Raw genomic sequence first — 13,978 nt, forward strand, 5'->3', positions numbered from 1 at the left:
CGCTTTTCTGTCGCGGGACAAAAGCCTTCCCGGGGGAAGGGGGCACCCCAAAGCCTTCCCCCTCTGGGGGAAGGTGGCATTTGCGCAGCAAATGACGGATGAGGGGAAATTCCTCAGCGACCGTCACAGTTTCCCTCATCAGTCTCGCTGACGCTCGACAGCTTCCCCCAGTGGGGGAAGCCTATGGGAAGCGCCCTAAGCCTTCCCCCTCTGGGAGAAGGTGCCCCCAAATGGGGCGGATGAGGGAAGGGGTGTCCCTTTGGGCTGTCCTGGGGCAGTCTTTACGCCTCCACCACCATGACGCTGAGGGTACCGGTGATCTCATAGCCCAGCTTGACCTTCAGCTTGTAGCCGCCGAAGGCCTTGATGGGCTCCTCCTGGACGATCTTGGTCTTGGCGATGTCCAGGCCGAACTGCTCCTTGAGGCAGTCGGAGATCTCCTTGGAGGTGACGGCGCCGAAGAGCCGGCCGCCGTTGCCGCCCTTGGCGGGCACCTTCACGGTGATGCCGGAGAGCTTCTCGGCGGTGGCCTGGGCCTCGGCCTTCTCGGCGGCCTCCTGGGCCTTCTTGGCCTTCTCCTGCATCTTCATGGTGTTGATATTCTCCGCCGTGGCCACCACGGCCAGCTTCCGGGGCAGAAGGAAGTTGCGGGCGTAGCCGTCGCTGGCCTCGATCATCTGTCCCTTCTTGCCCTGACCCTTCACGTCCTGCTGTAAAATAACCTTCATATCGTATCGTTCCTTTCTGATATATGCTCTTAATATGGCAAATGGAACTCCGCCACACGCCAACCGTCGGCGGTACGCTCCATACGGATGGGATATTCTCTGGTGATGATCCCCTGCACGGCTATCTCTCCGCCATCTTCGCCCAGAACGGCGTAGTGGCCGATCAGACTGAACTCCACCGCGTCGTCGCTCATGCTCACCAGCTCGTAGGTGTCCGGCATGTCAGCCCAGTCGTACTCCGTGTCGCTTCCCCGGTCGGCCTGGATAAAGCACATCCCGCCGTCCGGGGTCTCGGTAAAGACGGGGATGCGCTCCCCGTCGCCGTCCTCCTGGTACAGCAGCTCCTCTTGGTATTCCGGCGTAAAGACGCTGTCCATCATGGCCTCGAAGTCAGCCCAGCGGGCGTACCGCCCCTGGGCCACCAGGTAGGTCCAGCCGTTGTCCAGGGTCAGCTTCTCATACTCGCCCCGCTGGGGCATGGTGCCGTCGGCCAGGGGATATTCCTCCACATTGCCGGTGGAGCAGCCCATGAGGAAATTGGCGGCGCTGTACGCCCGCAGGAACAGGTCCCGCTGTTCCTCGTCCAAAAAGCCGGGCACCGGCTGGTCGGCCATCCAGTCCAGAATGGGGGGCTCCTCCGCCGCCACCAGGCCGGACCCGGTCGAAGCGGACGGGGTGGACTGGGTGGGCTCAGGCCCGGGGGACTGGGTGCTGCTTTCGGCCGTCTGGCCGCTGCAGGCGGTGAGAAGGAGCGCCAGCAGCAGCAGGGGAATCAGCTTTTTCATCATTCCGTCACTCATCCTCAAAATACTGGTCAATGGACCGGATCAGGTTCCGTGTGACCTGGTCCAGGGTGCCGGGCACCTGGGCGCCGGCGGTGGCCGCGTTGCCGCCGCCCCCCAGCTTTTCCAGCACCACCTGGACGTTGGTGTCCCCCATGCTGCGGGCCGAGATGATGACCCGCTCTCCGTCGGGGAAGAGGACAAAGGACGCGTCGATGCCCGCGATGTTCAGCAGCTCGTCGGCGGCCTGGGCGGCGGTGACCCGGCCCACGGTGTGGTCCACCCGGGCCACGGCGATGTTGTTGCGGTACATCTTGGCGTTCTGGATGATGTCGTACTTGGCGATGGTGCCCTCCAGGTCGTTCTGGAAGAGCTTCTTCACGTCGCCGGTGTCCGCCCCGGCCCGGCGCAGGTAGGCCGCCGCCTCAAAGGTGCGGCCGCCGGTGCGCATGGTGAACTGCTTGGTGTCCAGCACGATGCCGGCCAGCAGGGCCTCCGCCTCGGCCCGCAGCAGGTCGGCGGGCTCCATGGCGTACTGGATGAGCTCGGTGACCAGCTCGCTGGCGGAGGAGGCGTAGGGCTCGTGGAAGTTGAGGGCGGCGTTGGCGATGTAGGTGGCCGCCCGGCGGTGGTGGTCGATGACCGCCACCTTGTTGCAGGAGAGCAGCACCTCCTGGGCGGACACCTGCTCGGGCCGGTTGGTGTCCACCACCACCAGCAGGGCGTTGGCGTCGGCCATGATGAGGGCGTCCTGGGCGGAGAGGAAGGCGTCCCGGTACTCGGGCAGGGCGGAGAGCCGCTCGGCCATGCCGCTGGCCGGGTTCTGGCCGCTCTCCTTGATGATATGGGCGGGCACGCCCCGCTTCCGGCACAGGGCCATGACGCCGGACGCCGCGCCCATACAGTCCAGATCGGGGTACTTGTGGCCCATGATGAACACCATGGACGCGGAGCTGATGAGCTCAGCCAGGGCGTTGGCCATGACCCGGCTCTTCACCTTGGTGCGCTTCTCGGTCTCCTTGGACCGGCCGCCGTAGAACTCAAAGGTGAACTTGTTCTTCACCACCGCCTGGTCGCCGCCCCGGGAGAGGGCCATGTCGATGGATAGGTTGGCGAACTGGAACAGCTCCTCCAGGCTGTCGGCGTCCTTGCCGATGCCGATGGACAGCGTGGCGGGGATGCCGTTGGGGCTGGTAATGGCGTGGACCGCGTCCAGCACGGAGTATTTCCCGTCCTGGTAGGCCTGGAGGTGCCGCTCCTCAAAGAGGAACAGGTAGTGGTCCCGGTTGTAGCGGCAGAAGATGCCCCCGGCGGGGGCCACCCACTCGTCCAGCCGGGCGTTGATCTCGCTGAGCAGGGCGGAGCTGGCGTTGTCCGACAGGCCCTTCAAAATCTCCTCGTAGTTGTCCAGCAGCAGGATGGCCACCACGGGCCGGGAGTCGTAAAACTCCTCCTTCACATTGGAGAACTCGGTCACATCCACCCAGTAGGTGGTGGCCAGGAAGCTCTGGTGGCCCCGATCGTCGGTGCGCACCAGGTGGCCATACACCAGAAAGCGCTTGTCCCCAATGCGCACCTCGTTGGGGCACTGGCTCTTGCCCTCCATGAGCCAGCGGGAGGTGAAGTCGGGCACTGCGGCGGACAGCTTGGTGTCGAACAGGTGCTCCCGCTCGCCGGTGAGCTGGAGAAAGCGCTCGTTGGACCAGATGACCTCGTCGGTCTCCGGCTTGAAGATGACCATGGGCAGGGGGGCGTTGACCATGGTGTCCTTGGTGGCCACGTCGATGTTGCAGGTGACGTTGTCGATATACTTGAGGATCTCCCGGCGGCGCAGGGTGTTGGCCCGGCGGAAGTAGGCGTAGAGCATGAGCACCACCACCGCCTCGGCGATCCCCAGGTACAAGTTGAAGAAGGCGGAGGCCACGGTGAAGCACACCAGGGCGATGAAATAGAGCCGCAGGCTGGGCTCCAGCAGATGGCTGAGCTTGTTTTTCTTTTTCATGGCGTCCTCACCTCGGCACACAGCACATAATGAGAGAGATTATTATATCAAAAAAAACTTTTCAATACAAGTGCGGCAGCCACATCGTCGGCCGGATTCAGGCCGGGCGGGGCAAAAAAACGCCCCCGCATTCCCTTTTCCCGTGGAAATTGTATCTCACGTTACATTCTTCCCCCATCCGCCGTGCCATAATAAGGCAAACAGCCCGGGTGTCCGTCCCCACTTGCGGCCATCCCGTCCGACTGCTATACTAATGGGTATCCCATATCTCTCAATCACGTAAGGAGGCCGTCTCCATGCATGAATTTCCCATCACCCGGGCCGCTCAGCTCAAGCCCAAGCCCGACCCCAAGACTCTGTCCTTCGGCAAGGTCTTTACCGACTACATGTTCCTGATGAACTACAACCCCGACCAGGGCTGGCATGACGGGCGCATCGTCCCCTACGCCCCCATCTCCCTGGAGCCCTCCGCCATGGTGTTCCACTACGCCCAGGAGGTCTTTGAGGGCATGAAGGCCTACCGCAACCCCGAGGGCGGCGTGCAGCTGTTCCGGCCCATGGACAATGTCCGCCGGATGAACGACTCCTGCGAGCGCCTGTGCATCCCCAAGCTGCCCGAAGCCCTGGCCCTGGACGGCATCAAGGCCCTGGTCAAGACCGAGTCCGACTGGGTGCCCAGCGAGCCGGGCACCTCTCTGTATATCCGCCCCTTCATCATCGCCACTGACGCTAGCCTGGGCGTCCACGCCTCCCACACCTATCTGTTCTGCGTCATCTGCTGCCCCGTGGGCGCCTACTACGCCGAGGGCATCAACCCGGTGCGCATCTACGTGGAGAGCGAGGATGTCCGCGCCGTCCGCGGCGGCACCGGCTACACCAAGTGCGGCGGCAACTACGCCGCCTCCATCCGGGCCGGCGAGCGGGCCGAGGGCCAGGGCTACGCCCAGGTTCTGTGGCTGGACGGCGTCCACCGGAAGTACATCGAGGAAGTGGGCTCCATGAACGTCATGTTCAAGGTGGACGGCGAGGTCATCACCCCCGAGCTCACCGGCTCCGTGCTGCCCGGCATCACCCGCCGCTCCTGCCTGCAGCTGCTGCGGGACTGGGGCTATCCCGTCCAGGAGCGGCTCATCACCGCCCAGGAGCTCTTTGACGCCGCCGCCGAGGGCAAGCTGGACGAGGCCTGGGGCACCGGCACCGCCGCTGTGGTGTCCCCCATCGGCGAGATGGGCTGGGAGGACAAGCACACCGTGGTCAACGGCGGCAAGATCGGCCCCGTCACCCAGAAGCTGTACGACACCCTTACCGGCATCCAGTGGGGCACCATTCCCGACCCCCACGGCTGGGTGGTCAAGCTCTGAGCCTGATAAACGAATAAACGACAGAAAACCTCCGCGGACCATGGAGTCCGCGGAGGTTTTCCACATGTTTCGCGCAAATTGTGGACATGCCCCAAAGCCTTCCCCCTGGGGGGAAGGTGGCTGGCCGCAGGCCAGACGGATGAGGGGGACGGCAGATCTCAATTTGCGAGGACGATGGGTGCCTTACTCCGCCTCCAGGTACAGCAGGCACAGGGCCATGGTGTTCTCCAGGCCCTCCCAGTGGGTGCGAATCCCCAGCGGGCCCACGCCCGCCGGGGGCCCCTCTTTTTTATCTGCTCGGGCGGACTGAATCCGCCCGGCATCAGGATTTTGCCTCCGGCAAAATGCCTGGACGCGCCGGGGCGCGCCGTCGCGCACCCAGCAGCCTTTTACTCCGCCTCCAGGTACAGCAGGCACAGGGCCATGGTGTTCTTCAGGCCCTCCCAGTGGGTGCGCTCCATGCCGTGAGAGGCGTGGACGCCGGGGCCGATGAGGGCGGCCCGCACGTCGGCGCCGGCCCGCCAGGCCACAGTGGCGTCCGAGCTGTAGTGGGGGTAGATGTCCACGGCGTAGTCCACACTGCCCTGCTGGGCCAGGTTGACCAGCCGGGTCACCATGCCGTAGTCATAGGGCCCGCCGCTGTCCTTGGCGCAGATGGACACCTGGTACTCGGTGCAGGTCAGGTCCAGGCCCACACAGCCCATATCCACGATGAGCAGTTCGTCCAGGTCGCGGGGCACGGTGGCGCCGCCGTGCCCCACCTCCTCGTGGACGGAGAAGATGAGGCGGGTGTCGTATCTGGGCTTCAGGTTCTGCTCATGGAGCACCTGCATCAGGGTGAGCAGGCAGGCGGCGGAGCCCTTGTCGTCGATGAAGCGGGACTTGAGGAAGCCGCTGGGCGTCACCACGGTCTTGGGGTCAAAGCAGACGTAGTCCCCGGGGCGGATGCCCAGGGCCTCCACGTCCTCCCTGGACTTGACCACCTCGTCAATGCGCACGGCCATGTTGTCCTCGTCCCGGGCCCGGGTCGAGGCGTCGTCGTAGACGTGGACGGCGGGGGACAGGGACAGGACGGTGCCGGTGTAGCGGCGGCCGTCCCGGGTGTAGATGGCGCAGTACTCCCCGTCCAGGGTGGGCAGAATGGGGCCGCCCACCCGGGTGATCTTCAGCTGGCCGTCGGCGGTAATGGACCGGACCATCAGCCCCAGGGTGTCCACGTGGGAACAGAGGGCCACCTTTTTTCCACTCTCCCGGCCCGGAATGTGGACGATCACATTGCCCTTGTTGGTCTGGGTGGTCTCATAGCCCAGTCGGGCGGCAAAGCCGGCGAGAAAGGCGGCCGCGGCCTGGGTGAAGCCGCTGGGGCTGTCGATGCCCAGCAGCTCCTGGGCATTCTCCATCACTTTATCCTGATACGCGGAAATATCCATTGAAATCAGCTCCTCTGCTGTGATATTCTTACCTGTACAGCATAGCGCCTAGGCGCGGAAATTTCAAGTGAGGCGACATTCCATGGCTGAAGAAAAGACCAATGTGATGCGGGTCCTGGAGCAGAAGAAGATCCGCTATACCCCCCATACCTACCCCTGCCCCAACGGCGCGGTGGACGGCGTCACCGTGGCGCAGCTCATCGGCGCGGACGTGGAGCGGGTATACAAGACCCTGGTGACCCGGGGCGCCAGCAAGCAGAACTATGTGTTTGTGGTGCCCGCCCTGGGCTCCCTGAACCTGAAGGCGGCGGCCAAGGCGGTGGGGGAGAAGTCCATTGAGATGATCCACCAGGCCGAGCTGCTCCCCCTCACCGGGTACGTCCACGGCGGCTGCTCCCCGGTGGGCATGAAGAAGCAGTTCAAGACCGTCATCGACGAGAGCGCCCAGGGTCTGGAGACCATGATCGTCAGCGCGGGGAAGATCGGCTTCCAGGTGGAGCTTGCCCCGGCGGATCTGGCGGGCCTGGTACGGGCCCGGTTCGCGCCCATCAGCGGCTGAGCGCATTTTATCCCATCAAACAGGGCCTGCGGCTGTGCCGCAGGCCCTGTTTTGTTATTTCTCCTCTCGCTCGCTCCTGCGGACGGCCAGCCGGGCCTTGATCTGCTCCAGGGCCTCGCCGTGGCGAACCGACTTCATATCGGGGAAGGCCTTGAGCAGGCGCTTCTGACCGAAGCGGTAGGTGGATAGCAGCTCCTCGTTGGCGGCGCGCAGCTCGGCCAGGGCGGCCTCCCGGCGGCGGAGGGCCTCCTCCCGGACGGCCCGCAGCTTGGCCTGCTCCTCCGCCCGCTGGGCCCGCCGCTCCCCGGCGGACTCCTTCAGGGCCTCTCCCTTCTCGGAGACGGCCAGGGTGGTGTCGGCCAGCCGCTCGCCCAGGCTGTCCGACACCTCGTGGATCTTGGCGGCCAGCTCCTCCAGCTGGCGCAGGCGCTTGTTCAGGCCCACCACCGTGGCCACGGTGGCCGCCAGATCGGACAGGATCAGGGCGGTGAACACCGCCAGCAGCACCACCCCCAGAGTGTGGGGGATGGCGGCGGCAAAGGAGGCCACCATGGGGTGGATCACGTCCATGATGAGCAGGCAGGCCAGGCCCCACACCAGGGAGAACAGCAGGCACACGTACCCGTTCAGATTAAAGGGCATTTTGGAGTAGTCCCACCACTTCTGGTGGAAGACCTTCTCCAGCACAAAGCCGGTGAGCCACTCCAGGGCGGTGGTGAGGAGCACCGAGCACAGGAACAGGAGGAACACATTGTCCTTCACCGGGGTGAGCAGGCCCACCACCAGCACCACGCCGAAGCCGTAGATGGGGCAGAGGGGGCCGTTGAGGAAGCCCCGGTTGACGAACTTTCCCGACTTGGCCGCCGCAAAGCACACCTCGCAGCACCAGCCCAGGAAGGCATAGAGGAAAAAGTACCACATGTATTCGTAGCAGATATCCCAGTTCATTTCTTTCCCGCTTTCCCCGGGTCGCGGCCCGGCCGAAAAATTTTCCCACCTGATTTCCCCTCTTTGGGGAACCTTTGGTTTTTTCCTTCGTCTATATGGCTGTGAAAGGGGACGGCGCGTCCCTGAAAACCGTATAAAGGAGCATTACGATGAAGAAAGCTGCCGCTCTGGGCCTGTCCCTGGCCCTCACTGCATCCATGACCCTGCCCGCCCTGGCCGCGGAGGCCATGCCCATCTCCGCCAAAGCCGGCTACGACACCGCCATCACCCTCAACGGCCAGGTGCTGGACACCAGCGCCATCCCCGCCGTGGACGGCGAGAACCTGATCCCCATGCGCCTGGTGGCCGAGAACGACCACGGCTCCGCCAGCTGGTTCCCCGAGGAGAACACCGGCTGGTTCTACCTGGACGGCGGCAACATCACCGTCAACTTCGCCGACAACACCGTCACCGTGGGCGACGAGCTGGTGAAGGGCAAGGCCCAGGTGGTCAGCGGCGTGACCTTCCTGTCCGCCAGCGTGCTGGAGCTCTTTGAGGGCTACGACGTGGCCGTGGCCGAGGACGGCTCCATCGCCATCACCACCCCCAACGGCACGCCCCTTGTCCAGGGCGCCTACACCATCCAGGAGGCCGCCGGCATCGCCGTGGGCATGAAGACCGGCCTGGACGTGCTGGTGGAGAACTACGGCGTGCCCCAGGGCGCGCTGGAGGAGGGCGTGGCCTTCCTGCCCATGATCACCTCTCCCGACACCGTCATCCTGGGCAAGCTGGCCGAGGGCGCCGATGTGGACGCCGTGAAGGAGGCCTTTGAGGCCTACCGCCAGAGCCAGGAGGACACCTTCTCCTGGTACCTGAGCCAGAACCTGCCCAAGGTGCAGAACGCCCGCACCGTGGTGGACGGGGACTACATCCTCTTTGTCATCGGCGAGAACCCCGACGCCGCCGAGGAGGCCTTCCACACCTTCGTGGCCGCTCAGAACGCCTGAGCCTTTTATACCCGAATGACCCCCGCCGGCCTGTGGCCGGCGGGGGTTTCGTTTTTTCTGTGTTTCTTTCTCAGCTGTTGAGCATGGCCATGAATTCCTCGCCGGTGATGGTCTCCTTCTCCAGCAGGTAGGCGGCCAGCTTGTGGAGCTGGTCCTCGTGCTCTTTGAGTAGACGGCGGGCCTTGTCGTGGGCGTTCTTCACCGTCTCCACCACCAGGGCGTCCACCCGGGAGGCGGTGTCCGCCGCGCAGGTCAGGGAGGCGTCGCCCCCCAGGTACTTGTTCTGCACCGTCTCCAGGGCCACCATGTCGAACTCGTCGGTCATGCCGTACCGGGTCACCATGGCCCGGGAGAGCTTGGTGGCCTGCTCGATGTCGTTGGAGGCGCCGGTGGTCATGTTGTCCGGCCCGAAGATCAGCTCCTCGGCGGCCCGGCCGCCGGTGAGGGTGGCGATCTTGTTGGTCAGCTCGGTGCGGCTCATGAGGGACTTCTCCCCCTGCTCCACCTGCATGGTGTACCCCAGGGCGCCGGAGGTGCGGGGAATGATGGTGATCTTGGTCACCGGGGCGGAGTGGGTCTGGAGGGCGGCCACCAGGGCGTGGCCGATCTCGTGGTAGGCCACAATCTTCTTCTCCTCCGGGGAGATGACCGCGTTCTTCCGCTGAGCGCCGGCGATGACGGTCTCCACGCTCTCCTCCAGGTCGGCCTGGGTCACGGTCTTGCGGCCCATGCGCACCGCCCGGAGGGCGCCCTCATTGATGATGTTGGCCAGCTCGGCGCCCGAGGCGCCGGCGGTGGCCCGGGCAATGGCGTCCCAGTCCACGTCGGCGTCCAGATGGACGTCCTTGCCGTGGACCTTCAGAATGGCGATACGGCCCTGGAGGTCGGGCAGCTCCACGGGCACCCGCCGGTCAAACCGGCCGGGCCGCAGCAGGGCGGGGTCCAGGGACTCGGGCCGGTTGGTGGCCGCCAGCAGCACCACGCCCTTCCGGCCGTCAAAGCCGTCCATCTCAGCCAGCAGCTGGTTCAGGGTCTGCTCCCGCTCGTCGTTGCCGCCCACGCCGGCGCCGTCCCGCTTCTTGCCGATGGCGTCGATCTCGTCGATGAACACGATGCAGGGGGCCTTCTCATTGGCCTGCTTGAACAGATCGCGAACCTTGGCGGCCCCCATACCCACGAACATCTCCACAAACTCCGAGCCGGAGATGGAGAAGAAGGGCACCTTTGCCTCCCCGGCCACGGCCTTGGCCAGCAGGGTTTTGCCGGTGCCCGGCGGGCCCACCAGCAGCACGCCCTTGGGCAGCTTGGCGCCGATGGCGGCGTACTTCTCCGGCTCGTGGAGGAAGTCCACCACCTCCATCAGGGACTCCTTGGCCTCGTCCTGTCCGGCCACGTCGGCAAAGGTGACGCCGGTGGCCTTCTCCTCCACGTAGATCTTGGCCCCCGACTTGCCGAAGGTCATGGCGTTGCCCATGCCGCCGGGCATACCGCCGCCCATCCGCTTGACCATCCACCGGGACAGCAGCTCGCCGATGACCAGGAAGAACACGATGGGCAGCACCCAGCTCACCACAAAGCTCAGCAGCGGGGAGGCCTGGGTGGGGATGGAGGCGGCGAAGTGGATGTCCGGGTCGCTGCGCAGCTGCTGGAGCAGCCGCTGGCCGTCGTCGGGCCACGGGCCGGTCTTATAGTACCCCTCGTTGCCCTGGTCGTCGGTGGCAATGAAGACGATCTGCTGTTCCTCCGTCTCCCAGGCCACGTCGCTGACCTGGCCGTTGTCCACCATGGTGAGGAACTGGTCGTAGCTGACCTCCACCACCTGCTTGTCCAGTACCGAGGGGAACAGCAGCGCGTTGAGCAGCATGACCACCACCATGGCGATGATATAGTAAAAAATCAGCGGTTTCTTGGGGGGTGTGGGCTTGGTGTCTTTCACTTCCTGCATCTCAATGCCTCCTTCTGTCGGCTCGCTTCTATTGGCGCGTTTTATTTTTACACGAAATAAAATATTCTTTCCTGACCGGAAATTCAATAAAAAAAGTGTGAACATTCCCCGCTTTTTGCGTTACAATCTCTTCGTTTTGGGCAAATAGGGCTCCGCAGCTGGGACAGGCTTCCAGCCATATGTCCCTCTTCCGTCTCTTCGGCCCAAAATTCCCCGAATCTTCCCTCTCTGCCCGCCTTTTTCCCCCTATATGTTGTGCAAAATGCGGCTGTCATTTTCCCTTTTCCGGGGGTATAATGGAATCCACAAAATCGGGCTTGGAAAGGGCTGGCTGACTTGAATACGCAGAGCAAACAAGAGAACGAGCAACATTTTCTCACCTGTGAACGGGACTGGGTCTACTTCACCCTGATCGCCGTGGCGGGCTTCTGGGGCGCATACACCTTCCTGCTGCGGGGCGGCGTATTCTGCAACGCCCAGACCAGCAACGTGGTCCTCATGGGCCTGGCCCTGGGTTCCGGGGAGTGGAGCAAGGGCCTGTACTATCTGGTGCCCATCTCGGCCTATGTGCTGGGCTCTGTGGTGTCCGAGCTGGCCCCCAACCCCATCAAGCACCGCTTTGCCATCCGGTGGGACACCATCCTGATGCTCATCGAGATGGTGGCCATGCTGTGCCTGGGCTTTGTGCCCGAGTCCGCCCCCGCCCAGATCTGCCAGGTGGTCATCAACTTCCTGGCCTCCATGCAGTACAACACCTTCCGCCAGGCCGAGGGCATCCCCGTGGCCACCACCTTCACCACCAACCATATCCGCCAGATCGGCGTGGGCCTGGCCAAGGAGTTCCACCACCGCCATTCCCCCGACAAGTCCCACCGGAAAAAGCTGGCCACCCACGCGGGTATGCTGCTCTTCTTCGCCACGGGCGTGATCGTGGGCACCATCTTCTGCCACCTGCTGGTGGGCAAGGCCATCTGGGTGACCATTATCCCCCTGGGTGTTGTCTTTATCAAGCTGCTCCACGCCGACCTGACCACCGAGAAGAGTATGGTGGAGCAAAAGCCCTCCGGCCATTGATTGCCCCCATAATCAGGAATTGTATTTTGTGGTGTAACCAAGTCCGGCAAAATAAGCATCAATCAGCGCTTTGATCTGCCTGACTGTATCCTTTGCGATTTTATTGTTTTTGGGATAATTCCAAATGTCAACGGCAGCGCCCGCAATTTCAACTTCCCGCCGTTCATCATTTTGTTTCACCGGAATCGTAATCCCGTGGTCGCCCCATTTCACATAGAGGTCCCCGTCTTCCAGTATGACCTCTCTGTGCCCCATTTTTTGAAAGCGTTTTCTCTCCCGCTCCACCTGTATTATCCGCTCTTTTTTGGTGGTCCGCCAGAATGCCCACAGGCTCTGGTCGAGATCGTCCAGGATGGGCTCCAGCCTGTCCGGCGAGCCGGCAAAGGGGAACCTGTTGTCAAACAGGCATTTCCGGATGATTCTGATGCCGCGGTTCTTTGCGGGGTGCTGTACGCCCAAATAGGGAATCCGCATGCTGTCAAAGGTGCAGATTCCTTTTTCCAGGTCCACCACGCACGGCAGCACCGCTGTATCAAGTCCGTCTCCTCCGTCCTTACAGACCATGTCAAACAGATGGGCTCTGAGCCCTTCGTCCACCCGTTTGGCATAGATCACGATCACCGTGGCCCGGTTCAGCGGAGCCTGTCTCTGCACTCTATCCAGAAAGCGGTGCTTCTTTTTGCCCTTGAGCAAATTGGAATTTGCCGCGGCAGAACAGGAAATCAGACGGTACTGGTTTTTGTCCAGAACATCCACATGATATGTCGCTATCACCTTCTCGATCCCGCTTGCGTACACCGTCGCGGGCGCTTTGCTCTGATATCGAAGCATTGCAGGCCGCGGGGACAGTTCTGAAGGCTCATATCCCGCGCCAAAGCGGGATATTTTCTTCTCAGCCTTCTGTACCGAAAAGGACGGGGGCAGCACATGCTGCTGCTGGGCGGCATCGGCACGGGCAAGTCCAACGCCTTCAACTTTCTCATCCGCAGCGTGCGCAGCAGCCTGACCGACCGGGACGTGGTCATCATCTTCGACACCAAGGGCGACTTCTACCGGGAGTTCTACCAGCCCGGGGACGTGGTCATCAGCAACGACAGCCGGGCCACCGGCGGCAGCGGCCCGGACTACTGGAACCTGTTCGGGGAGGTGAGCATCGACGACCGGGTGGAGGAGAACATTCTGGAGATCGCCAAGAGCTTCTTCTCCGAGAAGCTCTCCCACACCACCCAGCCCTTTTTCCCCAACGCGGCCAAAGACCTGTTCTCCGCCCTGCTGCTCCACATGGTCCGGTCCGACCAGTTCGCGGCTTCCCGCAACAACCAGTCCCTGCGCACCCTGTTCGACACCTTCTCCGTGCCCGCCATGAAGCGCATCCTCCAGTCCCACCAGGACCTGAAGGCCATGACCTCCTACATCGAGGACGAGAAGTCGGGCCAGACTCTGGGCGTAGTGGCCGAGCTGCAGCAGATGGTGCGGGAGATCTTTGTGGGCAACTTCCGCAAAAAGGGCAATCTGTCCATGCGGCAGCTGGTGCGGCGGAAGGGGGGCCGGGTCATCTTCGTGGAGTACGACCTGGGCATCGGCGCCATGCTGACGCCGGTATACCGGCTGCTCATCGATCTGGCGGTAAAGGAGGCCCTGTGCCGCACCTCCAACGAGGGCAGCGTCTACTTCTTCATCGACGAGTTTCGCCTCCTGCCCCACCTGGAGCACATCGACGACGGCGTCAACTTCGGTCGCAGCCTGGGGGCCAAGTTCTTCGTGGGCATCCAGAACATCGACCAGATCGCCGCCGCCTACGGCCAGAACCTCTCCCGCAGCATCCTCTCCGGCTTCGGCACCACCCTGGCCTTCCGGGTCAACGACGCCGGCTCCCGGGAGTACATCAAGGACCTGTTCGGCCGGAACATCAAGCTCCAGACCTATCTCTCCGCCGTGCAGAACCGGGGCGTGTCCGAGCAGATCCGGGAGGGCTTTGTGGTGGAGGACGAGGACATCACCAACCTGCCCGTGGGCCAGGCCATCATCGGCGCGCCGGGCTGCCAGCCCTTCCGCTTCCAGTTCAAGCGGTACGGCTGAGCCGGCCGCCATTCCCGCCTATGAAACAACCCCGCCCCGGCTCTTACGAGCCGGGGCGGGGTTTCTGCTGATCGGGTTTTCAGG

General features: G+C 63.4%; 13 protein-coding genes. 5 read left to right on the plus strand and 8 right to left on the minus strand.

Going from position 1 to position 13,978, the window contains the following annotated elements:
- Nucleotides 1-281: 281 nt before the first annotated feature.
- The 3 genes from rplI to Q0K23_RS04690 are packed head-to-tail and all read right to left on the minus strand — an operon-like array spanning nucleotide 282 to nucleotide 3,512.
- Nucleotides 282-728, minus strand: coding sequence for a 50S ribosomal protein L9 (gene rplI, locus Q0K23_RS04680; protein ID WP_294518415.1), 447 nt, complete (start codon nucleotides 726-728; stop codon nucleotides 282-284).
- Nucleotides 729-757: 29 nt separating this feature from the next.
- On the minus strand, nucleotides 758-1,516 hold the full coding sequence (locus Q0K23_RS04685; RefSeq protein WP_294518418.1) for a hypothetical protein: 759 nt from the start codon (nucleotides 1,514-1,516) through the stop codon (nucleotides 758-760).
- Between the two features lie 4 nt (nucleotides 1,517-1,520).
- Nucleotides 1,521-3,512, minus strand: a complete 1,992-nt coding sequence (locus Q0K23_RS04690; protein ID WP_294518421.1) for a DHH family phosphoesterase — start codon at nucleotides 3,510-3,512, stop codon at nucleotides 1,521-1,523.
- Nucleotides 3,513-3,808: 296 nt separating this feature from the next.
- Between Q0K23_RS04690 and Q0K23_RS04695 the strand changes: the two genes are divergently transcribed.
- Nucleotides 3,809-4,873 (plus strand): branched-chain amino acid aminotransferase, encoded by a 1,065-nt coding sequence (locus Q0K23_RS04695; RefSeq protein ID WP_294518424.1) that lies wholly within the window; start codon nucleotides 3,809-3,811, stop codon nucleotides 4,871-4,873.
- 183 nt (nucleotides 4,874-5,056) lie between these two features.
- Here the strand turns inward: Q0K23_RS04695 and Q0K23_RS04700 are convergent, their stop codons facing one another.
- A complete protein-coding gene (locus Q0K23_RS04700; protein WP_294518429.1) occupies nucleotides 5,057-5,251 on the minus strand; it encodes a hypothetical protein in 195 nt (64 codons plus the stop codon).
- Nucleotides 5,252-5,262: 11 nt separating this feature from the next.
- Nucleotides 5,263-6,303: a M42 family metallopeptidase gene (locus tag Q0K23_RS04705; protein ID WP_294518432.1), complete on the minus strand. Its 1,041-nt coding sequence runs from the start codon at nucleotides 6,301-6,303 to the stop codon at nucleotides 5,263-5,265.
- 82 nt (nucleotides 6,304-6,385) lie between these two features.
- On the opposite strand from Q0K23_RS04705, the gene ybaK reads away from it, so the two are divergent.
- The gene (ybaK, locus tag Q0K23_RS04710) at nucleotides 6,386-6,862 is read left to right on the plus strand and encodes a Cys-tRNA(Pro) deacylase (protein WP_294518435.1); all 477 of its coding nucleotides are present in this window, start codon (nucleotides 6,386-6,388) and stop codon (nucleotides 6,860-6,862) included.
- A gap of 54 nt (nucleotides 6,863-6,916) precedes the next feature.
- Here the strand turns inward: ybaK and Q0K23_RS04715 are convergent, their stop codons facing one another.
- Nucleotides 6,917-7,810 carry a putative ABC transporter permease gene (locus Q0K23_RS04715; protein ID WP_294518437.1) on the minus strand — a complete coding sequence of 298 codons (894 nt, stop codon included), beginning with the start codon at nucleotides 7,808-7,810 and terminating at the stop codon, nucleotides 6,917-6,919.
- Nucleotides 7,811-7,959: 149 nt separating this feature from the next.
- On the opposite strand from Q0K23_RS04715, the gene Q0K23_RS04720 reads away from it, so the two are divergent.
- Entirely contained in the window at nucleotides 7,960-8,796 is an 837-nt protein-coding gene (locus tag Q0K23_RS04720) for a DUF4358 domain-containing protein (protein WP_294518441.1), read from the plus strand.
- A 70-nt stretch (nucleotides 8,797-8,866) separates the two neighbouring features.
- Here the strand turns inward: Q0K23_RS04720 and ftsH are convergent, their stop codons facing one another.
- Entirely contained in the window at nucleotides 8,867-10,741 is a 1,875-nt protein-coding gene (ftsH, locus tag Q0K23_RS04725; RefSeq protein WP_294518445.1) for an ATP-dependent zinc metalloprotease FtsH, read from the minus strand.
- Nucleotides 10,742-11,077: 336 nt separating this feature from the next.
- Here ftsH and Q0K23_RS04730 point away from each other — a divergent pair, with 336 nt between their 5' ends.
- Nucleotides 11,078-11,815, plus strand: coding sequence for a YoaK family protein (locus tag Q0K23_RS04730; RefSeq protein WP_294518448.1), 738 nt, complete (start codon nucleotides 11,078-11,080; stop codon nucleotides 11,813-11,815).
- A gap of 12 nt (nucleotides 11,816-11,827) precedes the next feature.
- On the opposite strand, the gene Q0K23_RS04735 is transcribed toward Q0K23_RS04730, so the two are convergent.
- Complete coding sequence (locus Q0K23_RS04735; RefSeq protein WP_294518451.1) at nucleotides 11,828-12,571, minus strand: hypothetical protein; 744 nt, start codon at nucleotides 12,569-12,571, stop codon at nucleotides 11,828-11,830.
- 144 nt (nucleotides 12,572-12,715) lie between these two features.
- On the opposite strand from Q0K23_RS04735, the gene Q0K23_RS04740 reads away from it, so the two are divergent.
- The gene (locus Q0K23_RS04740) at nucleotides 12,716-13,894 is read left to right on the plus strand and encodes a type IV secretory system conjugative DNA transfer family protein (protein ID WP_294518501.1); all 1,179 of its coding nucleotides are present in this window, start codon (nucleotides 12,716-12,718) and stop codon (nucleotides 13,892-13,894) included.
- Nucleotides 13,895-13,978: the final 84 nt, after the last annotated feature.

It is taken from the genome of uncultured Pseudoflavonifractor sp., from assembly GCF_944387275.1.
Lineage (GTDB): Bacteria > Bacillota > Clostridia > Oscillospirales > Oscillospiraceae > Pseudoflavonifractor > Pseudoflavonifractor intestinihominis.